The 21617-nt window shown below is 43.1% G+C and carries 17 protein-coding genes and 4 pseudogenes; 12 read left to right on the top strand and 9 right to left on the bottom strand.

Annotated elements, in window-relative coordinates; all coding sequences use genetic code 11:
* Window positions 1-45 precede the first annotated feature (45 nt).
* Window positions 46-387 carry a histidine kinase dimerization/phospho-acceptor domain-containing protein gene (locus MTX11_RS12910; RefSeq protein ID WP_004282152.1) on the top strand — a complete coding sequence of 114 codons (342 nt, stop codon included), beginning with the start codon at window positions 46-48 and terminating at the stop codon, window positions 385-387.
* A gap of 421 nt (window positions 388-808) precedes the next feature.
* Here the strand turns inward: MTX11_RS12910 and bioD are convergent, their stop codons facing one another.
* The 7 genes and pseudogenes from bioD to MTX11_RS12875 form a co-directional block, all read right to left on the bottom strand.
* On the bottom strand, window positions 809-1474 hold the full coding sequence (gene bioD, locus MTX11_RS12905; RefSeq protein WP_243475286.1) for a dethiobiotin synthase: 666 nt from the start codon (window positions 1472-1474) through the stop codon (window positions 809-811).
* Window positions 1471-2256: a malonyl-ACP O-methyltransferase BioC gene (gene bioC / locus MTX11_RS12900; protein ID WP_184413702.1), complete on the bottom strand. Its 786-nt coding sequence runs from the start codon at window positions 2254-2256 to the stop codon at window positions 1471-1473. The genes bioD and bioC overlap by 4 nt, the downstream gene beginning before the upstream one ends.
* Window positions 2223-3392 carry an 8-amino-7-oxononanoate synthase gene (locus tag MTX11_RS12895; protein ID WP_243475285.1) on the bottom strand — a complete coding sequence of 390 codons (1170 nt, stop codon included), beginning with the start codon at window positions 3390-3392 and terminating at the stop codon, window positions 2223-2225. Before MTX11_RS12895 ends, bioC begins: the two co-directional genes overlap by 34 nt.
* A complete protein-coding gene (gene bioA / locus MTX11_RS12890) occupies window positions 3389-4669 on the bottom strand; it encodes an adenosylmethionine--8-amino-7-oxononanoate transaminase (RefSeq protein WP_243475284.1) in 1281 nt (426 codons plus the stop codon). The genes MTX11_RS12895 and bioA overlap by 4 nt, the downstream gene beginning before the upstream one ends.
* Before the next feature lie 88 nt (window positions 4670-4757).
* Window positions 4758-5468 carry an alpha/beta hydrolase family protein gene (locus MTX11_RS12885; RefSeq protein WP_005105917.1) on the bottom strand — a complete coding sequence of 237 codons (711 nt, stop codon included), beginning with the start codon at window positions 5466-5468 and terminating at the stop codon, window positions 4758-4760.
* Between the two features lie 66 nt (window positions 5469-5534).
* Window positions 5535-6524, bottom strand: a complete 990-nt coding sequence (gene bioB, locus MTX11_RS12880; RefSeq protein WP_004812090.1) for a biotin synthase BioB — start codon at window positions 6522-6524, stop codon at window positions 5535-5537.
* A gap of 147 nt (window positions 6525-6671) precedes the next feature.
* Window positions 6672-7280 (bottom strand): annotated as a pseudogene (locus MTX11_RS12875) (IS982 family transposase); the annotation flags it as partial.
* On the opposite strand from MTX11_RS12875, the pseudogene MTX11_RS12870 reads away from it, so the two are divergent.
* From MTX11_RS12870 to mdh, 8 genes and pseudogenes are all read left to right on the top strand, one after another.
* Window positions 7269-7799: pseudogene (locus MTX11_RS12870) on the top strand (TolC family protein); the annotation flags it as partial. The pseudogenes MTX11_RS12875 and MTX11_RS12870 overlap by 12 nt on opposite strands.
* A pseudogene (locus MTX11_RS12865) lies at window positions 7789-8199 on the top strand (transposase); the annotation flags it as partial. The pseudogenes MTX11_RS12870 and MTX11_RS12865, both read left to right, overlap by 11 nt.
* Window positions 8200-8505: 306 nt before the next feature.
* Complete coding sequence (locus MTX11_RS12860) at window positions 8506-10662, top strand: TonB-dependent siderophore receptor (RefSeq protein WP_243475283.1); 2157 nt, start codon at window positions 8506-8508, stop codon at window positions 10660-10662.
* A gap of 71 nt (window positions 10663-10733) precedes the next feature.
* A complete protein-coding gene (locus MTX11_RS12855) occupies window positions 10734-11345 on the top strand; it encodes a DUF4198 domain-containing protein (RefSeq protein WP_004647798.1) in 612 nt (203 codons plus the stop codon).
* A gap of 42 nt (window positions 11346-11387) precedes the next feature.
* Window positions 11388-11669, top strand: a complete 282-nt coding sequence (locus MTX11_RS12850) for a hypothetical protein (RefSeq protein ID WP_004647796.1) — start codon at window positions 11388-11390, stop codon at window positions 11667-11669.
* Window positions 11670-11672: 3 nt separating this feature from the next.
* Complete coding sequence (locus tag MTX11_RS12845; protein WP_243475282.1) at window positions 11673-13232, top strand: PepSY-associated TM helix domain-containing protein; 1560 nt, start codon at window positions 11673-11675, stop codon at window positions 13230-13232.
* Window positions 13229-13501, top strand: coding sequence for a hypothetical protein (locus MTX11_RS12840; protein WP_004647794.1), 273 nt, complete (start codon window positions 13229-13231; stop codon window positions 13499-13501). The genes MTX11_RS12845 and MTX11_RS12840 overlap by 4 nt, the downstream gene beginning before the upstream one ends.
* Before the next feature lie 255 nt (window positions 13502-13756).
* The gene (gene mdh, locus MTX11_RS12835) at window positions 13757-14929 is read left to right on the top strand and encodes an iron-dependent methanol dehydrogenase (protein ID WP_071850974.1); all 1173 of its coding nucleotides are present in this window, start codon (window positions 13757-13759) and stop codon (window positions 14927-14929) included.
* A gap of 507 nt (window positions 14930-15436) precedes the next feature.
* Here mdh and MTX11_RS12830 read toward each other — a convergent pair.
* Window positions 15437-16618 carry a transcriptional regulator gene (locus MTX11_RS12830; protein WP_243475281.1) on the bottom strand — a complete coding sequence of 394 codons (1182 nt, stop codon included), beginning with the start codon at window positions 16616-16618 and terminating at the stop codon, window positions 15437-15439.
* Between the two features lie 201 nt (window positions 16619-16819).
* Here MTX11_RS12830 and MTX11_RS12825 point away from each other — a divergent pair.
* The 3 genes and pseudogenes from MTX11_RS12825 to pnuC all read left to right on the top strand — a co-directional run.
* Window positions 16820-17467: pseudogene (locus MTX11_RS12825) on the top strand (aldehyde dehydrogenase family protein); the annotation flags it as partial.
* 232 nt (window positions 17468-17699) lie between these two features.
* Window positions 17700-19880 (top strand): TonB-dependent siderophore receptor, encoded by a 2181-nt coding sequence (locus tag MTX11_RS12820; RefSeq protein WP_243475280.1) that lies wholly within the window; start codon window positions 17700-17702, stop codon window positions 19878-19880.
* A gap of 28 nt (window positions 19881-19908) precedes the next feature.
* On the top strand, window positions 19909-20478 hold the full coding sequence (pnuC, locus tag MTX11_RS12815) for a nicotinamide riboside transporter PnuC (protein WP_004281962.1): 570 nt from the start codon (window positions 19909-19911) through the stop codon (window positions 20476-20478).
* 177 nt (window positions 20479-20655) lie between these two features.
* Here pnuC and MTX11_RS12810 read toward each other — a convergent pair.
* On the bottom strand, window positions 20656-21617 hold a 962-nt coding region (locus MTX11_RS12810; RefSeq protein WP_243475279.1), incomplete at its 5' end, for an aldehyde dehydrogenase family protein.

Raw genomic sequence — 21617 nt, 5'->3', positions numbered from 1 at the left:
AGCCTTAGATGAAGTTTCAACCTTTTAAGTCAGCCAAATTTATCAGTGAATGATGCTACTCACTATTTAAAAACCTTAGATGCCAAAGTAATGCCTTCCAAGGTACAGTCCTTTGCCCAAAACTCTAAGCACTTAATACATAAACTGCATCAAAATCCGGAAAATGAAAAAGTATTTAGTTCATACGCCGCCCATGAATTGCGTAGTCCTTTAACCGCGATCAAAACTCATATTCAGCTTGCACAACTGATGGCAGAACAACAGGCAAGCTCGCCCAAATTGCAACAGAGCTTGCAGCAGGTACACCTTGGTATCCGCCGATGTACCCAGCTACTGGAACAGCTTCTAGCACTTTCCTCTACCGATCAAGTACTGAGTGATATCTAGTACAGTATTGAAATTGCACGGCTCCTGACTCAGGTGATTGCCGATTTACAGTCGCTTTATCCGGAAATTGAACCCAGTTTAACAATTGACTGACCGAGCCTAACCCGAATTGCCCTACCCGATTTTGAACTAGATACCGTCTTTAAAAACCTACTTAACAATGCTCTATTGCATGCACAGGCAAACACCATTTCAATTGCTATGCTGCATGTGTGCTGATCATTCATAATGATAATCAAAGGTTGAAGATATGCATACTTGGGACAGCGTTTCTGGCATAAATCTCCCTAGCAAAATGGGCATGGGCTAGACTTATATTTGATGAAAATGGTGTTAAACAAATATGGCTATCAGATTCAATTTACAGTGGCGCAACCTCAATATTTAAGCATTCACATCAGCCTCGCTGCAAGCGGATCACTTACTTATGAGAAGACAGGGCTAAATTTAAAGCTGGAATATCAACCCATGTCGTATCAGCAAAATCACGCTGCAAATACTGTTTTAAATAAGCAATGGTATCTTCAGCGATCAAGGGATCTTTGGAGTTATCTGCATGATTAAAAGCAATGGCATATAATTGAACCCCGCGGAGTTTTAACAACTCAAGACTCAGCAAGGTATGATTAATACTGCCTAAACGCCCTGAAGTGACGAGAATCACCGGATAATTATGTGTCTGAATATAATCAATAGTCAGGAACTCTTCGGTTAAGGGCACCATCAGACCACCGGCACCTTCCAGCAAAATACAGTCGTAGGCCGCAGCCAGCTGTTCGGTAGCCTGATGAATCTGTTCAAAGTTAATGGCTCGCCCATCCAGCTGCGCAGCAAGATGCGGTGAAGCCGGATACGTAAAAATTTCCGGCATGGTCAGTTTTTGCTGGTCTTCCGGTAACAACCCACAACCCATAATTGCACGATGCTGTTCGATATCTTCTGATATATCGACATTTCCGGTCTGGATCAGCTTTTGGGTTATGGTACGAATGCCCTGCTCATTCCAATTTTTGGCCAGAAAACCAGTAGTAAAGGTTTTACCAATTGCGGTATCAATGCCGCTGACAAAATAAATCTGTGCGCTCATGCTGTCTTCCGTGCAATGACATAAACCGGATGATAGGTCAGTGCATACTGTTTGCTTTCAGGGTCTTGGAATTGTCGATAGCCGGTATAAAAATCCTGTAAGGACGATTTTGTCCACCGAAACCCCTGTGCCGTCGCCTGTACACCAGTGGCTTTGATATGCTGTAACACCTGTTTCGGATGCTCAAAATGCAAGGTCATCTGTTCTTCTGTCTGCAGCAGAATGTCAAAGCCTAAGGATTCAAGCAGTTCACAGACCTCCGCTAAAGGCAGATAATCCAAGCCTTGTCCGGTCAGTGCCTTAATTTCCTTTAAATTATTGTCCGTATAACTGGCAAAACACAGATGCCCAGAGGGATTTAAGGCCTGCGCAATGTTGAGCAACAATGCTTTTAAATCCGAGATCCATTGCAATGCAGAACACGACAGCACCATGTCCAGAGACTGCGGCAGTGGCAAGGTTTCAATATTACCAATCCCCCACAAAAGCCGATCAGCTTCCGGGAAATGCTGCTTCACTTCGGCATATAGATCATTTAAAAATAAATGATCAAAGCTGTAATACTGCATAAAAAGCCGGGTAAAAAACCCTGAACCGCAGCCAATTTCCAATACCCGTTGCAAATGTGGTTGTGCTACATGCTGCTGCATGAACTGCATCAACTCTGCCGCTACGGCACTTTGTACCAGCGCATGCTGCTCATAACTGAGATTTGCCTGAGCAAAACGCTGGGCAATCTGTTTGCTGTTCATCGCGGCAAATTCCTCAGCACCTGCAGACATGCGTCCAGCTCATCCGCAGAAATGTTCTGGTTCAGGCAGATTCTGAGTCTGGAGGTGTTGGCAGGAACCGTTGGCGGACGTACTGGTAGCACATAAAATCCCTGCTGTTGCATAATTTCAGCCGCCTGAATGGTGCGTTTTGCCTCACCAATCAGTACCGGCACAATTTGCGAGGTTGACGGACAGTGATATCCCAAGTCTTGAATGCCCTGCTGACAGCGTACAGCCAATGCTGCCAAATGTACTCGTCCCGCCTGAAGCTGCTGTACCTTCTGAAAAATAAATCTAGTCCAGGCCATACATAGTGGCGGCTGGGCGGTACTAAAAATTAAAGGTCGCATGCTATTAATCAGATAGTCACGAATCACTGGCGCACAGACCAGATAACCACCAACTGAAGCCAAAGCCTTGCCAAAGGTACCGACCAGGAAATCAATCTGATCCAATACTTGATACTGTTCTGCGCAGCCCAATCCACGTTCACCGCGCACACCAATTGCATGTGCCTCATCGACATAGAGCATGACTTTTGCAAACTGCTGTTTTAATGCCACCAAAGCAGCTAAATCTGTTTCATCCCCATCCATACTGAAAATTGATTCAGTTACCACAATGATGCGCTGGATAGATTCATCTGACTGATATTTTTCTAAAAACTGAGTCAAATGCTGCAGGTCATTATGGCGGTAACGCACATAGCCAGCTTTAGATAAACGAATCCCGTCGATAATACTGGCATGTACCAGTTTGTCAGCAATGATCATGGTTTTAGCATTACTGAGCGCAGGAAGAATCCCGATATTCATGTGATAACCACTATTAAACAGCAGTACTGAACGTCCAAAAGCCTGTGACATCTGTGCTTCAAGTTGTTCAAAATTGGGAAAGTTTCCTGTCAGTAAACGTGAAGAGCTTGAACTCATATATCGCTCAGACATCGGCGTGAGGTCAAAAAATTCTTCACGTAGCGTTAAGTTGGATGCCAGACCTAAATAGTCATTGGATGCCAGATTCAGCATCTCTTGACCATTGAGTTGCAATCGTGGCTGGCTAGAAATATTGGACTTAAACTGGCGATATTGCCCTTGCTGTTTCAAGTCATCTAGCTGCTGCTGGAAATGGTCAAGATGGTTCATGCTACTGCCTCTATCTGCTGAATCATCTCCCGCATATGCTTTAATAAAGTTTCAAGTTGCTGTGTTGAAATTACATATGGCGGCATGACATAGACCAGACGGCCAAAAGGACGAATCCAGACGCCACGGCATACACATTCAGCCTGAAAACGCGCCAAATCAATAGTTTGATGTAGCTCAACCACGCCAATTGCGCCGAGGACACGCACATCTTTGACTTGTGCCAAGGATTTTAAATCCAGTAAATATTGTTCTAGTGTCCTTTCAATCTGTTGAATACGCGCCTGCCAGTCTTGAGCCAGTAACAGCTGGGTACTTTTTAATGCGACCGCACAGGCCAACGGATTAGCCATAAAAGTTGGGCCATGCATGAACACACCCGCTTCACCACTTGAAATCGTCTCTGCTACATGGCGAGTGGTTAAGGTCGCTGACAAGGTCATATAACCACCAGTCAATGCCTTACCGATACACATAATGTCTGGTGTGACCTGAGCGTGTTCATAAGCAAATAGTTTTCCAGTGCGGCCAAAACCGGTGGCAATTTCATCTAAAATCAGCAGTACATCGTACTTTTCACACAACAACTTAGCTTGCTTTAAATATTCTGGATGATAGAAACGCATCCCGCCTGCACCTTGCACAATCGGCTCAATGATCATGGCAGCAATCTGTTGATGCTGCTGTACCAGCAGGTGCTCAAGTGGCTGTATATCTTCGGGTTGCCATGCCCCATCAAAACGGCTTTGAGGTGCCGGAACAAATAAACGGTTCGGCAAACTCGAACCAAAAATTTGATGCATACCAGTTACAGGATCACAAACCGACATGGCATTCCAGGTGTCGCCATGATAGCCAGAGCGTGTGGTAACAAAGTTAGTTTTTTGTGGTTGCTGACGTGCATTCCAATATTGCACAGCCATTTTCAACGCCACCTCAACCGCGACCGAGCCGGAATCGGCAAAGAAAATTTTATCCAGTTCAGGCGCCGTGATCTCAAGTAGCAGTTTAGACACATCAATCGCAGGCTGATGAGTCAAACCACCAAACATGATATGTGACATCGACTCTAATTGTTTTGTTACGGCCTGATTGAGTTCAGAATGATTATAACCGTGAATTGTGCACCACCAGGACGACATGCCATCAATCAGCTCGGTACCATCTTCAAGTTCAATGACTGCACCATTTGCAGCTTTAACTTTGTAACATGGCAAGGGTTGTGTCATGGAGGTATAAGGATGCCAAATATGCTGTTGATCAAAAGCGTCCTGCACAGAATTTACCCCAATTATTAAAACTAAAACTGATCTTAGCGCGTTAAATCTGAAAATGAAACGTCAAGAGCTACCAATCTCTTTTTGCTTAAGCCAGATCGGCTAAAAATTTTAAAATTGGCTCAACGAGTAACTTGGCATCAAAAAGGATGGCATCGTGCGTGCCCTGTATCTTTACCAAATTCAGATTTTGGGTTGTTAAAAACACAGATTCTTGACTAACTTTGTAAGGAACCAACATATCATTCTCGGAAAATATAAATAGCATCTTGACTGAATGATTTTTTAAGATATCCACTAGATTTAATTGCTGCAATAGATAAAGATGCTTAACCTGATAGTTTAAATCAATACTATTTAACTGTTGGTGCAATAATTTTGCACGTTCACGCGCTGCTGCGCCAGCTAAAGTGACCAAGGTACAGAAGCGCTGCATCCCGCGTTTTGGATCAGCCAGTATGGAGGATTTAAATTGTGTATATTGTTCAACTGGCATTGCATGTGGCCATGCTTCGTTGGCCACGAAACAGGGATTTGACATACAGCAAATCACTGGCTTGGCAATTTTCAATTGTTGCTGGATTTCATTAGCCAGCAAAAGTGCCAACTGTCCACCCAAAGACCACCCCATCAAGACATCAAACGAACTCGCCTGCCTGACTTTTTCGGCCAAAAGACTTTCTACGTTAGGATCGAAAATATCCCATACTTTAACTTGATGCTGCTGCCGCAACTGTTCTACAAACGGGGTTAAGACCGCTGTTCCTAGCCCCCAACCCGTAATCATCAGTATCTTCATTTTGTCTGTTCCAATAAAAAAGGGACCAATTCAAGTTGAAATGATCCCTGTTTGTTACACGATTAATTAAGCAGGTTGCATCGCATCTACAGCCAATTCTTTAGCTGTTTTCTTGGCAGCTTCAGCTTTTAAGCCTAATTTAGCAAACAAGGCTTTGTCTTTACCTTCACCACTGTTCGGGGCAGTAAGCAATTTATCACCTGAAAATAATGAGTTAGCTCCAGCCATAAATGCCAGTGCCTGATCAGAGTCAGAGAGAGATTCACGACCTGCCGACAAGCGGATATAACTCTTCGGCATAATAATCCGTGCTACCGCAATAGTACGAATCCAGTCAATCACATCCAGTTTTTCAACATCGGCCAGTGGTGTGCCTTCAATAGGAACCAGCATATTTATGGGCACCGAACCCGGGTGAATCGGCATAGTCGCTAGTTCAAATAACAAACCGACTCGGTCTTGTACGCCTTCGCCCAAGCCGACAATACCGCCACTACAGACATTAATTCCGGCATTACGCACATGATCAAGCGTATTTAAGCGGTCATCAAAGCTACGTGTACTGATGACATTGGCATAATATTCACGTGAGGTATCAAGGTTGTGGTTGTAATAATCTAGCCCTGCATCTTTCAGACGTTCCGCTTGTGAGGCATTCAGCATCCCTAGGGTCATACAGGTTTCCATGCCCAGTTTCTTGACTTCCTGCACCAGTTCCAGCACATACGGCATATCGCGTTCATGCGGGTTACGCCATGCTGCGCCCATGCAGAAACGGGTCGAACCGGAAGCTTTGGCCTGTTTGGCTTCAGCAATCGCCTTTTGTACTTCTACGCGTTTTTCAATTTCCAGATCAGTATCATAATGTGCAGATTGCGAACAGTATTTACAATCTTCCGGACAACGGCCCGTTTTAATTGAAAGCAGAGTACTGACCTGAACAGTATTCGGTTCAAAGTTTTGGCGATGAATTTGCTGTGCCTGAAACAGTAAATCCATTAAAGGCAAGTCATAAATTTCTTGTATTTCGGCACGTGACCAATCATTACGGATCATCTTGTCTGCATCATCTAAAATTCCATTGAGTAAATCATACGCTGTTTTTTTTATTTTTCTTTAGCGTTTTCTTTCATATTCATTGCCTGCTTAAAATAGCTTTAGTGTATCAAGCTATTTTGAAAGCTTATTTAACTCGAATCCTGCTTAAGCCGATGATTCCTTAATTTGAATTGTTGGCTTATTTTGATGAGTGAGTTGATATGCACATAGTGAGGCGTAAATTCCACTCAGAAACCCATGAAGACTACGTGCTTTACTCGTCACTAAATTGTATTGCCCCTTCAATAAACTGAATAATGTTTCTATCTTATTGCGTTGTCTTAGGTGATATTCATCTGATGCACAAAGTTGAATAGCCTGCATATTCTTTCGATGATAAGTAATTAAATCAATACCTTGATCTTTCAATCTAATTTTTAATTCTTGGCTGATGTAACCTCGATCCCCGTAAAGTTTTGCTTCTATACCAGCAACCAATTGCTCAACCATTTTTATATTAGCAACATGTCCATTCGATAAAGCAGAACAGGCAATTTCACCAAATTGATTCATCGCAATACGTAATTTACAGCCATAAAACCAGCCCATTGAGCTTCTACCATGTGATGCAATTCGGATTAATGATTTATGACGCTAAATACGTTGATTTTTACAAATTGGCAGAGTTGTTGAATCAATCCATAAATATTGTGTACCTTGGCCTTTCATCAGTGCCACATGTAAAGCATGTAGAGCTAATTCATGCATACCCAATTGGCTCAAGCCAATGTGAAAGCCCAGCAAGCGGCAAAAAAACCGAATGTTTTTGCTTTTGGCGAATATAGTCTGGATCAAAATGAAAACTGGATTGTCGGAGTTGCCGCACGCTATAACCTGTTTTCCGGGATCGATAAAAACAAGAATATTCAGGCTGCCGAACTCAAACGCTCTGCTACAGAATTACTCACTGCACGCACCCAGCAAGAAATTGAAAATCTGATTTATAAATCTTATAGCGAAGCACTCAGTGCACAGCAAAGTGATGCACTTCTGGCACAAAACTTGAAAGCCGCACAGGAAAATTTACGCATCCAAGAATTGTCTTTTAAAGAAGATATGGGCACCGCCACACAGGTCATCGATGCACAAAATATGCTGAGCGGACTACGAGCTGAAACTGCCTTGAATGCCTACAAATATGTGATGTCACTGGCCACCCTATTACAAAGCCATGGCTCGATTACAGAATTTCCGAACTACATTCAACATACCAATACCCACTATAGATGCTAAAACTCTTCAAATACGAGCAGTTCAGCTCACAACGAATAATGTGAGTGATTCACGAATCCTTGGGGAGTTACTTGACCAAATTCCGTTGGATGAACAGATTGATTCAGTTTATACAGACGAGGCTTATAACACCAAGCAATGCCGTCAAGTCATTGCAGACCGGTAAGCATATGCGGTAGTTCCCTCCAGAAAAAATGCAAAGCCTTAGAAAACTACAAAAGTTCATTCGCAAGAGCGAAATGAATTACTTCGAACCGTTAAATGTTTAGGCAGGACACTATGGAAGAAATGGTCAGGCTATCATCGGCGAAGTTTGGTCAAAACCAAAATGTATTGCATTAAATTATTAGGCGATAAATTAACGGAATTAGGTCGACCTCATACCCAAGTTGTCACTTGAATTCGAGTAACTTAGAAAAGATCTATCTCTGAAGCCTTTATGCAACAAAGTCACTCCAGATTGAGGATTTGAAAATTTATAGTGCAGTATATAAACAAATTGGTTCAGGAGCACAAAAGTAAGGTAATAACATCTTTTTTTAACAGTGATATTTTATTGTTCCCTACTTTTTACATTAAACTTTTATTTGTAGATTTACCTATCATTAACTCATTTTTCATTTGGATTTCCTATTATATTGAGATTGCTTTAAGAGATATTAAACAATAAAATTAGTGATAATTATTATCATTTACATTAACTAAAATGTCTTCTACCGTTCCTTCATCATTTAAACTATCTTTACTCAGTTTTTCGATTTTAGTTACACAACAAAGTTTTGCCGATGATACTCAGCAATTACCGACGATTACCGTTACAGCGGAATCAGAACAGAGTGAGCTCAGCTCTGAACAGAGTAAAGCCTATATCATCCAAAACTCGTCAACCGCCTCAAAACTGAATATTCCACTCAAGGAAACGCCGCAAACAGTCAATGTCCTTACCCGCCAGCAACTGGATGACTTTGCCTTAGATAATACCCGGGACGTACTGCGCAATACCCCTGGCATTATCGTCAGCAATCAGGAAACGGAACGGACCTCCTACCTTGCCCGAGGTTTCGAGATTTCAAATGTTTTAGTCGATGGCGTTGGTATTCCACTCGAAGGCTATAATTATAATAATGATAATCCAGACAGTTTTTTGTTTGACCGTATCGAAGTGGTGAAAGGCGCGAATGCCTTAAATAATGGAATTGGCGATCCCGGCGCAACTATTAATATGATTCGCAAACGCCCGACATCCGACCTTCAAACAGCCTTTAATGCCAGTTATGGCTCATGGAATACGCAGCGCTATGAAGCAGATATATCCTCTCCTCTCACCCAGGATGGAAAAGTCAGAGGTCGTGTATTTGGCTATCAACAAACAGGCGACAGTTATCTGGATCGTTATGAACTGGAAAAAAACGGCATAGGTGCTGTTGTGGAGGCAGATATTACTGACACAACTCTATTGACTGCTGGCTATACCGAAACCAATCACAAGCCGAATGGTGTCAATTGGGGTTCTAATCCACTGATCAATACTGAAGGCGAGCAGCTCAGTTACTCACGGAATTATAATTACAGTCCAAGCTGGGCCCACTGGGATAGCAATATTAAAAGTTACTTTGCCGAGCTTGAACAAAAACTGGGTGGCGACTGGACAGCCAAACTGACCTATGATGAAAAACGTACACAACGCGATTCAAAGCTCTTGTTTCTGTCCGGCAAACCTGGCGCAAATGGCACTTCAGGCATCTTCCTCTACCCAGGCATGTATATTGATGACAATAAAGAACAACAAGCCAGCCTGAGTTTTAGCGGCACCTATCCGCTTTGGGGACAACGCCATGAAGCCTCATTGGGCTATGTCTGGGCCAAAAACCGTCTGGATGAATTGGGTTATGCTGGCAGCTTTGTCAATCCGCTGACCACAGATTTAGCCAGCTTTACACCCGAAGAACCAAGCTGGGATATGTCGAAAACCAGTGGTGAAATGCATATCCGGCAGAAGAACCAGAGCCTTTATGCTGCGACCCGACTGCATCTGAATGATGATCTGAAACTGCTTTTAGGTGCGAACTACGTTCAGGCTGAAAGCAGTGGTAGCAGTTATGGGACCGACACCATTTATGATGAAGATAAAGTTTTACCCTATGCCGGTCTGACCTATAACTTTAGCCCTGAATATACAGGTTACCTGAGTTATACCTCGATTTTCCGTCCGCAAACCACCAAAGCAGATGATGGCAGCATTAACAAACCGATCGAAGGTGAAAGCTATGAAGTCGGAGTCAAAGGTTCTTGGCTAGATGACAAGCTTACCGCCACCATGGCTGTGTTCAGAACGGAGCAAAGTAATTATCCGCTTCGTGATTCTGATGGTATCCCGACTTTACGCACAACTCAGGTCAGTGACCTGTGTTCCCAAGGCTACGAGTTCGGCTTGGCGGGACAACTGAGCGACCATTTAAACTTAAGCTTTGGTTATACCCAGTTTAGCCTGAAAGATCTGATCAATGGCGGTGATGCGCGTACCTTCAATCCAACCCAGTCTTTTAATCTTTTAACTACCTATCAGGTGCCGCAACTTCCAAAACTGAAACTGGGCCTTGGTGTGCAGTGGCAAGATCAGACCTATCTAGATGTGCCTGAAGCAACCGCCAATGGAGTGATTACCCAGAAAGCTGGAATCATTGAGCAGGATGCTTATGCGCTCGTGAACTTAATGGCCAGCTATGAGCTGAATGAGCATATGACCTTGCAAGCCAATGGTAATAACCTGACCAATGAAAAATATCTGTTCAATTTCCCCAATCAGCAAGGTTTTTATGGTGCACCAACGAATTACAGCGTTGCCGTGAAATTTAAATACTGATTTTCAAGCTTAGCCTTAATGACATGTTCAGGGCTAAATCATCACTACATACACAAAAATAGGTAAAACAAATGAAAAAAATGATCGCTTTGACCCTTGGACTGTCTATGACACTTTCAGCTCAGGCGCATATGCTTTGGCTAGAACGTGGCACAAATCAGCAGACTCATGCGTTCTTTGGTGAATATAGTGAACAGCTCAAAGAAACGCAGCAAGGTGCCCTCAAGTCTTTCAATCAGGCAAAGGCCGTTCAGGCCAAAAAAACATTTAGTCCTCAAATGCAACAGGATCATTTGCTCTATGCAACCCAAGGCCAGACCGATGTCCAGCTCACTCATGAATTGATCTATGGAGAATCATTGCTGAGCTATCATGCCAAATCCGGCAGACAAAACTTGAAAGCAGAGTCCGAACTGGATATTGTCCCGACCCAGATCAACAGCAATACATTTACGGTACTGTATCAGGGTAAAGCTGCTGCGGATGTTGAAGTCACAGTCTTTTCCCCGCAATTCTGGCTAAAAAAATACACCACCAACGGCCAAGGCCAGATTACGATCGCCACGCCATGGAAAGGTCAATATGTCATTGAAGTTGGCAAAGAAGCAGACAAGGCCGGAAAATTGAATCAGCAGGCCTATAAAAAACAGTATCTGGTAACGACTTTAAGTTTTGTTTATTAAGTTTTTAGATTTTCATCAGTATAGATTTATTCAAGGCCAAATATGATGTCTGTTGTAGTGCAGCCACTCGCCATTTTCTATCGCTTAGGCATGAGCTTTGGGATGGGCTACTTGTGCAGTTATTTGATCGCACTCGATCTGGCTTACTTTCTACAGGCTTTTCTGCCCAAAGCAGAATCCGTCTATTTGGCCGCCGTTATTGCCCTGATTTTTTATGTCTGTTTTGTGATTGGCATCTTCTGTATCCAGAGTTTAAAAAAGCTTTCGGTCTATAGCCTGCTTCCTTTCCTTAGCTTATTTACCATCTCCCGCTTCATAGGTTAAACCATGCATAAATCTGTCCGTCAATCCATGGCATGGCTACATTCATGGTTAGGTTTAAGTTTTGGCTGGCTGCTCTTCGCGATCTTTTTAACAGGCGCGGTCACCTATTACCGGCATGAAATCAGTCTATGGATGCAGCCTGAATTTGCCTCAATACAAGTCAATCAGGAAACTGCCTTAAAATCTGCTTACAGCTATTTACAGCAGCATGCACCGGACGCCCAAAACTGGTATATCGGAGTCGCCAATCAAGATTCACCTGTGAATAAAGTCTACTGGCAAAAAGCGGATGGTGGCTATGAAGTCAAAACCCTGGATGCTTCGACAGGAAAAGAATTAAACCTCTCGGCCACCCAAGGGGGAGATTTTTTCTATAATTTTCATTTTCAGCTCTATGGTATGCCCTACACCATTGGTCGGCTGATTGTGACGATTGCTGCCTTTATCATGTTATTGACTCTGATTTCAGGAATCATTACCCATAAAAAAATCCTGACAGACTTTTTTACCTTAAGAGCATTTAAGGGGCAGCGCTCCTATCTGGATTTTCATAATGTTAGTTCAGTGATTGCCCTGCCGTTCTTTTTGACCATGACATTTACCGGGCTGGCGATTTTCTTTTATATCGTACTGCCTTCCGGCATGAAAAAACTCTATCCAGACAATCCCTTTCAGTATTTTGAAGAAATTCGCACAGTCAATGTATTGGCCAACTCTGTGGTTCCGGTGAAAACCGAGATGCTGCCAATTCAACATTTTATTAGCACGGCGCAGCAACACTGGGGACATGCGGAATTTGACAATATCACGGTCAAGCAGCCCAATACCCAGCTGGCACACATAACCTTAACACAGCTCAAAGATCATTCCATTACCAGAAATCAGGCACAGCTCATTTTAAATGCTACTACCGGAAAATTGCTTGAAAATACACGCAATGAAAGTGCAATTGCCACACTCAATGCCGGCATGTATGGTTTGCATATGGCACGTTTTGCTGAACCTGCTTTACGTTTAGGATTGTTTTTCTCTGGCATATTGGGCTGCGCCATGATTGCCTCCGGTCTGCTGCTGTGGAGTCTGAAACGCCAGATTCAGAAAAAATCAGCGCGGTTTCATCTCGGACATTATTTGGTGAACCGCTTGAATATCACCATGATACTTGGCTTGCCGATTGCCATGCTGGCTTATCTCTATGCGAATCGTTTTATCAGCATCCCTGTAGGTGCACCAAATTATGAGATTTATAGTTTTTTCAGTATTTGGCTCGGCAGTTTCATTCTGGCATGTTTAACACCGCAGCAATATTTATGGAAAATTCAGCTTAAAATCCTGATTGGTACTGCTTTTATGCTGCCGCTGATCAATATTTATTATCTCATTTTCCATGATTATATTGATTCTTTTACAACTTACTGGCCATTTCTGCGAATCGATCTGATGCTGTGGAACTTGGCACTTCTCGCCCTATTGTTACACCAGAAAATTACCCCTATTCAGCAAAAGGCGGTCAATAAAATTCACGCCAAACTAAAAGTTACGCAACAGGAATCATCAACATGATATGGATTGCAGTGATCGGTCTGCTTTGGCTGAGCTGTTTTGGTTTTTATGCGGTAAGTGCAAAGCAGATCCTAAAAACCCGAAAATCTCGTTACGCTTTTTTAGCTAATTTTCCTACGCACACTAAATTCACTGCGGGTATTTTCTTATTCGTCGCGATGTTTTTATTACGTACCCAGTTTAGCTCCAGTATTAGCTTTGTGGCTTTATGGGTATTTCTAAGCCCTGTACTCTTTATCTTTATCTTAAAAATGAATAAAGCATTTTAGTATTTATTTAAAATCAGAAAGTAGTAAACAGCCTAGTGCGCTACTTACATGCCCTCTATTGAACCAATCTACTCAGTATCTGCTAAACCTTGCCAACCTACTTTTAAATATTTCAGATTCATTATTTTGGCTAGAATCAGAAATTTAAATTGGTAGGTATTTGGTAGGTAGGATTCTTTTTAACTTCATCCAATACTTATATTACGGTGAGGGTCACCGATAAAATAATCAATTAATGGTAGAAGGAATCACGCCATGGCTTTTAAAAATATTTCAGATCAAACTAACGGTTTTTATATTCCCTGTGTTTCACTTTTTGGTCCGGGCTGTGCTAAAGAAATCGGGATAAAAGCACAAAATTTAGGTGCCAAGAAAGCGCTGATTGTAACTGATGCGGGGCTGTTTAAATTTGGTGTTGCAGATGATATTGCAAATTATTTGAAAGAGGCGGGTGTTGACAGTTATATTTTCCCAGGCGCGGAACCCAATCCAACTGATATTAACGTGCATCATGGAGTTACAGCTTATAATGAAAATGCCTGTGATTTTATTGTATCGTTAGGTGGGGGTTCCTCACATGACTGTGCCAAAGGCATTGGTCTAGTCACTGCAGGTGGCGGACATATCCGTGATTATGAAGGGATTGATAAAAGTACCGTCCCGATGACACCACTGATTGCAATCAATACTACGGCAGGGACAGCTTCGGAGATGACACGTTTCTGTATCATTACCAATACCGATACCCATGTGAAAATGGCGATTGTAGATTGGCGTTGTACACCACTCATTGCGATTGATGACCCTAAACTTATGTTGGCCAAACCTGCAGGGCTGACTGCGGCAACAGGTATGGATGCCTTGACGCATGCAGTAGAAGCTTATGTGTCTACGGCAGCAAATCCAATCACTGATGCCTGTGCAGAAAAGGCGATTACCATGATCAGCGAATGGCTTAGCCTGGCAGTGGCGAATGGGGATAATCTGGAAGCACGGGATGCCATGAGCTATGCCCAATATCTTGCCGGAATGGCCTTTAACAACGCCTCTTTAGGATATGTGCATGCGATGGCACATCAGCTCGGAGGCTTCTACAACTTGCCGCATGGTGTTTGTAATGCAATTCTGCTCCCCCATGTTTGTGAATTTAACCTGATTGCTTGTCCTGAACGTTATGCCAAAATTGCCCAATTGATGGGGGTGAATACAGAAGGTTTAACCGTAACTGGAGCAGCTTATGAAGCGATTGGCGCCATTCGTCAGCTTTCGGCTTCAATTGGTATTCCATCTGGGCTGACGGAATTGAATGTAAAAGAAGCTGACTTGGCCATCATGGCGGAAAATGCACAAAAAGATGCCTGCATGTTGACCAATCCACGTAAAGCCAACCATGCCCAAGTGGTAGATATTTTTAAAGCGGCGATGTAGTACCTCAATGTAAGTATTCTCTCCAAGTATCTGACTTACATTTTTAACAGCCCCTGTTTCACTTCCTGAGGAAGTGTGCCAAGAGCAGACATGCATTTTCCTGTTCCTGGCTGATCCTTTTGCCTTCATAAGAGGATAAAAGCGGGGGGTGTTTCTTTTTTATGAAGTCCCCTTCATTATGAATATCGACATTAATCCCATGGTAGAAAAATGCCACTATTTTTTTATAGCCCGTTCTAGCCACAAATAAAATTTCATAGCGCATTATCTTACGATTATATTTGATCCCTGAGGAATAAACTGCGCGTCCTTCAAATGACATGAAGGTGAGCGTAGCTGATATCAAGCATCTAGGCAAACGGCAAACTGGGTAGCCACTGATAAAAATTTTAGGATCAGGTTCAGTCTAAATTAATAAGTAAACTCACAGTAAGCAAGGATAATACTTAATATTCCAGAATATTCCTATTTTAACTGTTTAGCTTTGTACCGACAGTTACATCAGCTTTAAAGATTTTTATATTTTAACAGAGTCTGATGAACGGGATGGTTTTTGGGCATCAGTTCAATCAGGCGTTCTACAGCATCAATCGCTTCAGGAAAATGTGCCACATGTTTCAGCAGGACATCGGTTTCATTAGCCTTGAAAATGGCATCGCTCAGGCGTGATTCCAGACAATCTCTCCAGGCGCATAGAAATGGACTTTCTGTTTTGGCCAGAAATACGCCGGTACATAATTTCAAGGCTGAATCGATATACCCAGCATCTAAAGATTGCTCTGTCATTAAAAAATCAGCCTCTACATGCGCCAATAAACGATAGGGTCTGGAACCCAGCATACCACCTAATAAATCGCGTAATTGTGACATTTCTGCTTTTAAAGTCCCCATACTGACCTTGCGTTCGCCATATAAGGCCTGATGCAAGGTATCTAGACTCAGGCCCTGCGGACATAAGGCCAGAATGGCTAGAATTTCAATCTGTCGAGGAGTCAGAACCAGCATCTTGCCATTAAACAGCACTTGAGGTACTGAAAAAGCTCGAATAAACAGGCGCTGCTTCTGGCATTCTAGTAGAGCCGACTGGATGATCGTAGCACAGCGCTCCGCAGCTAGTAGTGCTAAACTGTTATGCTTTGGCCAGGTAGTCGACAGATCAATGACACCTAAGACCTGTTTTGAATAGGGATCAATAATCGGGGCAGCGTAACAAACCCAATCATGAATGGAGGACATGTAATGTTCACTGGAAAAGACACAGCTGGATTGTTGAGTTTTTAAGGATAATGCCAATGCATTGGTTCCGACTAGCTCTTCGCGCCATTGCCCACCTTCAATAAAATGTACACTTTCTGCGGCACTTTGCATTTGTGGGCTAGAAGCTGCCCAAATGATGGTGCTGCCGATATCTCCGACCGCCAGCACCATAGAAGATTGCTCGGCAATATGTTTTAAATCCTGAGCACAATGTTGCAGGGCTTGGGCTAAAGTTGAGGAAGAAGTGGTCTTTTTTAAATCCGTCAGCGGTGCTGCTAAACGATTCTTCGGGATTTCAGCCGAGGATGAACGTTGCCAGGAGCTGGCAATACTCTGTCCCAGCTGTTCTGCATGTAAGGGAGACAAACTGCTGTTTTGCCGAAGCTGATCAGTATTGTGCCTTTTTTCCATCAAATCTTGTTTTGTCATCATTCCTTATTCTCACAACAATTCATGATTTACATCCGCTGTAATCGTTATTTTTTTAAAATGGATGAAAATATCGTGAACATGCTAGCCCCAACCTTTTTCCAACCTTATACCAGTTATATTAATCAAATAAGGTGCAGAAGTACCTTATACCAAAGCTGTAGAAGCGGTTTTGCCATACGAAAATAAGCAAAGGAAATAAATATGCGTTACGTCGATCCTAATCAACCTGATTCAAAAGTTCATTTTAAAGCACAATACGAGAATTTTATTGGCGGCGAATGGGTCGCTCCGGTCAAAGGTGAATACTTTGACAACATCTCTCCGGTAGATGGCAAAGTCTTTACCAAGGTTCCGCGTTCTTCTGTAGAAGACATTGAATTGGCCCTGGATGCAGCGCACAAAGCCAAAGAACAATGGAACAGAGCATCGCCGACCACCCGCTCCAATATTCTGTTGAAAATTGCCGATCGTCTGGAACAAAATCTGGAACTGCTGGCAGTGGCAGAAACCTGGGACAATGGCAAACCGATCCGTGAAACGCTGGCTGCCGATATTCCGCTGGCTATTGACCATTTCCGTTATTTTGCCGGCTGTATTCGTGCGCAGGAAGGCGGCATTTCCGAAATTGATGAAGATACGATTGCTTATCATTTTCATGAGCCGTTGGGCGTCGTGGGTCAAATTATCCCGTGGAACTTCCCGATTCTGATGGCTGTCTGGAAACTGGCACCTGCCCTGGCTGCGGGCAACTGCATTGTGTTGAAACCTGCAGAACAGACTCCGGTCAGCATTCTGGTGCTGGCTGAACTGATTCAGGATATTTTGCCAGAACTGCTGAAAATCGTGCATCTAGATTTCGCTTTTTCAGAGCTGGAGTATTTTGTGGGTATTACCCACAACCTCAACCATGCAGATGCGGCTTATTACGACTGGATTATCGGTCATGTGGACTGGTTCTTTGGCGAACAAGGCCAACAATTTACCCAGACTTTAACTCGGCTCATTCAACATGAATTGCAAGCTTCTCAATGCTCTCTCTAAACCCAGCATCATCACCCACTTCACAGACATAAGGTTTCGTATGAACACTCGTCAACTCAAACAGAATGTATTAACTCGATCTTTAAATATGATCATTCTGTCGCAGCTGTGTTTAGCCCCGCTGACTTATGCTGAAGACGCTGTGCAACAGCTTGACACGATTGTTATCACCGCCGATCAAAGCATTCCTTACTCGAGTGCCAAAGTGAATGTTGAAGGATTTGCTACGAACAGTCTGCAAAAACTCCCTGCATCGGTCTCTATCTTGACTGCCGATCTCATTGCTGAACAACATGCTCGTGTGCTGAGCGATGTGGTAAAAAATGATGCAGCCATCGGTGAGGGCTATGCTGCAATTGGCTATTATCCAAACTTTGTCTCGCGTGGCTTTGCACTCGATTTGGCATCAAGCTACCTCATTAATGGCAATGTGATTCGTGGTGAACAAAATGTTGCACTTGAAAACAAAGAACGTGTGGAAATTTTAAAAGGCATTTCCGCGATTCAAAGTGGTATGTCGACCCCGGGTGGTGTGGTCAATTATGTCACCAAGCGACCTAAAGATATCCAGGCCCTGACATTCTCTGCTGATCAACATGGACAGTTTTCAGTGGCAACTGATCTAGGTGGTTTTTGGGGTGATGAGCAACAATTCGGATATCGCATCAATCTGGTGAATGAACAGATTGAGTCTTATGTCGATCATGTGGATGGTGAACGCTATTTAGCGGCATTGGCCTTAGATTGGAAAACATCTGAGCAATCTAAATTGGAATTTGATCTTGAAGCACAGCGTTCCGAACAAAAATCAGTGCCAGGTTATCAATTACTCGATGGCAAAGTCCCAGAAAATGTGAAATGGGATCGATTGCTGGGTTATCAGACTTGGGGTAAACCGGTCAAGATCGATAGTCTGAATAGCAGTTTAAAATATAGCTATGCTTTGAATAGTGACTGGAACCTGGGACTCGTTGCAGCACACAGTAAATCCAGAGTTGATGACTATTCAAGCTTTGCTTATGGTTATTATCGGGAAGGCTGTCTGGAAGAGTATTCCTGTAACACGTTTGGTAAAGCTGGCGAGTATGATATTTATGATTTTCGTAATCCGGATGACACCTTTAAAACCAATCAATTTAAAGTCAAATTGGATGGGGTGATTGATACCAATTGGGTACAACATCACCTTAACTTTGATTTGACTTACACCGATAAATCTAGAAATCGTTACAACGGTATAAACCAGTACATAAATTCAGAAGACTATGTTGGTAATATTTACCAAGATACCTACGACAGGATCCCAGAAGAAGGAAATCTAGGTCCTTATTTTAAAGCTTTAGACAGTAAACAAACTGCATTGACGTTTCTTGATCGTATTGAATGGAATGAACATTGGACCACTTTGATTGGCGGAAAATGGATCGAGCTGGATGAACAAGCATATGATGCAGATCGGGTAAAAGTCCGCGATACTGATTTAGGCAAATTTTTACCGCAATTTGCGATCAGCTATAGCCCCTTGGAATCGACTACCGTCTATGCCTCGTATGCTAAAGGCTTGTCAGATGGAAAAACAGCGCCTTGGTTTGCAGAGAATGCGGCTGAAACTCTAGCGCCGATCTATTCAGAGCAATATGAAATTGGTTTCAAACAACAGATCCATGATTTCCTGTTGACTGCAGCCGTTTTTGATTTACGTCAGGACAATCAATATAGCAAGCCGATTTCAGGACTTCGCTATTTTATTGCGGAAGGCGAACAGCATAGTCAGGGCCTGGAATTAGGACTGAATGGTGCATTAACCGACCATCTGGCCTTAACTTCATCTTTAGCCTTGACCAAAGCCCGTTTAGAAAATGTGGAAGCGGTTGAATATGGTAATCATCAGGCGCAAAACGTGCCAAAAGCTCGTTTCGCAACACATCTTCGCTATAACGTACCGAGCATTGCAGGTTTCACTGTTCTGGCAGGTGGTCAATACAGTTCCAGCAAATATGCCAACAAAGAGGGTGCTGCGAAAGTTGCAGGTTATAGTGTGGTTGATTTAGGCGCTGCTTATCAATTTAAGCTAAATACGACCGATGCATTGCTGCGCTTGAATATTAATAATCTGTTCAACAAGAAATACTGGCGTGATGCAGGTGAATTTTTGGGTGATGATTATTTATTCTTGGGTTCGCCGCGTACAGCAACCTTGTCATTCAATCTGAACTTCTAAATTGGCTGCTTAATCAGGTTATATTGCTATGGAAAATATAGAAATTGCAGCGTTTATTTTAAACGTTTTAGGTGTCTGGTTGACCTCCAAACAATATAAAGTCTGCTGGTTGGTGAATATTGTCGCTGTATTTTTATATATGATTATTTTTTATCGTGTCAATTTATTTGCAGACGCAGCATTACAAGCCGTATTTATCTTGATGCAACTGTATGGCTGGTATAGCTGGTCGAAGAAAAATCATGACCAGGCTATCACCGTGCAGATTGGCTATTTGAATAAAAAAATCTGGGTATATAGCCTGATTGTGGGTATTGTCGCCGGTCTGGTGATTGGCGCCTTATTTGCTCATTTCACCACAGCATCACTCCCTTGGTTGGATTCCATGTTGGCTTCTTTTAGCTTGGTGGCAAGTTATTGGGCGGCAAAAAAATATATTGAAAGCTGGGGATTATGGTGTGTGTTAGATGTGATTTATGTCGGCATGTATAGCTATAAGTCATTGTATTTAACCGCCGTGCTTTATTTTATTTTTATTCTTCTGGCACTCAATGGCTGGAGAATGTGGCGAAATCTTTATAGAGTGAAATTATCTTGAAATGACACTATTGCAAATAGAAATTTGAGGTGATGCTCTTTCCTTTAAAAAAAGTATTTATAGACTAAAAACTTTATTTGAATTGGCCGCAGCTTGAAGATGTTGCTGATATTTTGTGAAAGCTAGCTACCATACATTCAAAGCGAACCGAAGTTCGCTTTGAATGTATTTCACTTCTTAAAAGAACCCGGCTGGTTTGGTCGAATAGCTGACTAGCAAGTTTTTAGTCTGCTGATAATGATCCAGCATCATTCTATGATTCTCACGCCCAATCCCTGATTTTTTATAACCACCGAAAGCCGCATGGGCAGGGTAGATGTGATAACAGTTAGTCCAGACCCGACCTGCCTGAATAGCACGGCCTGCACGGTAAGAGGTATGCGCTGAGCGTGACCAGACACCGGCACCGAGTCCATAAATCGTATCATTGGCGATCTTGATCGCATCATCAAAGTCTTTAAAGGTGGTCACAGCCAATACAGGCCCGAAGATTTCATCCTGGAAGGTCTTCATGTCATTGGTGCCTTTAAAGATAGTCGGCTCAATATAGAAACCTTGACCCACTTCCTGACGTGCTTCACCACCAGTCAGGATCTGTGCGCCTTCTTCACGACCAGTGGCAATACAGCCCAGAATCTTGTCCTGCTGTTCCTGTGAGGCTTGCGCGCCAATCATGGTGTCAGTATCCAGCGGATGCCCGGTTTTAATGCGTTGTACCCGTTCAACGGCACGCGCCAGAAATTCGTCAGCAATACTTTCCTGGATCAGCGCACGCGATGGACAGGTGCAGATTTCACCCTGGTTCAGGGCAAACATGGCAAAGCCTTCCAGTGCCTTGTCCAGATAATCGTCTTCCTGATCCATAATGTCGGCAAAGAACAAGTTTGGTGATTTACCGCCAAGTTCCAGAGTCACCGGAATAATATTTTCAGTCGCATATTGCATGATCATCTGACCCACTGCGGTGGAACCGGTAAAGGCAATCTTGGAAATACGGGGATTGGTCGCCAGTGGACGGCCGACTTCGACCCCGTAGCCATTGACGATGTTCAACACGCCCGGTGGCAAAATATCCTGAATCAGTTCAGCCAGCACCAGAATGCTGACCGGAGTCTGTTCTGCAGGTTTCAACACAATGC

This window comes from Acinetobacter lwoffii (genome assembly GCF_022809915.1).
Lineage (GTDB): Bacteria > Pseudomonadota > Gammaproteobacteria > Pseudomonadales > Moraxellaceae > Acinetobacter > Acinetobacter lwoffii_M.
The sequence above is the reverse complement of the archived record's forward strand: the minus strand, read 5'-3'. Positions and strand labels throughout refer to the sequence as shown.

Coding starts and splice junctions, on each gene's coding strand:
- bioD (WP_243475286.1), bottom strand. CDS start 1,474: ATGAGCGCACAGATTTATTTTGTCAGCGGCATTGATACCGCAATTGGT.
- bioC (WP_184413702.1), bottom strand. CDS start 2,256: ATGTCTGCAGGTGCTGAGGAATTTGCCGCGATGAACAGCAAACAGATT.
- MTX11_RS12895 (WP_243475285.1), bottom strand. CDS start 3,392: ATGAACCATCTTGACCATTTCCAGCAGCAGCTAGATGACTTGAAACAG.
- MTX11_RS12885 (WP_005105917.1), bottom strand. CDS start 5,468: ATGAAGATACTGATGATTACGGGTTGGGGGCTAGGAACAGCGGTCTTA.
- bioB (WP_004812090.1), bottom strand. CDS start 6,524: ATGATCCGTAATGATTGGTCACGTGCCGAAATACAAGAAATTTATGAC.
- MTX11_RS12860 (WP_243475283.1), top strand. CDS start 8,506: ATGTCTTCTACCGTTCCTTCATCATTTAAACTATCTTTACTCAGTTTT.
- MTX11_RS12855 (WP_004647798.1), top strand. CDS start 10,734: ATGAAAAAAATGATCGCTTTGACCCTTGGACTGTCTATGACACTTTCA.
- MTX11_RS12850 (WP_004647796.1), top strand. CDS start 11,388: ATGATGTCTGTTGTAGTGCAGCCACTCGCCATTTTCTATCGCTTAGGC.
- MTX11_RS12845 (WP_243475282.1), top strand. CDS start 11,673: ATGCATAAATCTGTCCGTCAATCCATGGCATGGCTACATTCATGGTTA.
- MTX11_RS12840 (WP_004647794.1), top strand. CDS start 13,229: ATGATATGGATTGCAGTGATCGGTCTGCTTTGGCTGAGCTGTTTTGGT.
- mdh (WP_071850974.1), top strand. CDS start 13,757: ATGGCTTTTAAAAATATTTCAGATCAAACTAACGGTTTTTATATTCCC.
- MTX11_RS12830 (WP_243475281.1), bottom strand. CDS start 16,618: ATGATGACAAAACAAGATTTGATGGAAAAAAGGCACAATACTGATCAG.
- MTX11_RS12820 (WP_243475280.1), top strand. CDS start 17,700: ATGAACACTCGTCAACTCAAACAGAATGTATTAACTCGATCTTTAAAT.
- pnuC (WP_004281962.1), top strand. CDS start 19,909: ATGGAAAATATAGAAATTGCAGCGTTTATTTTAAACGTTTTAGGTGTC.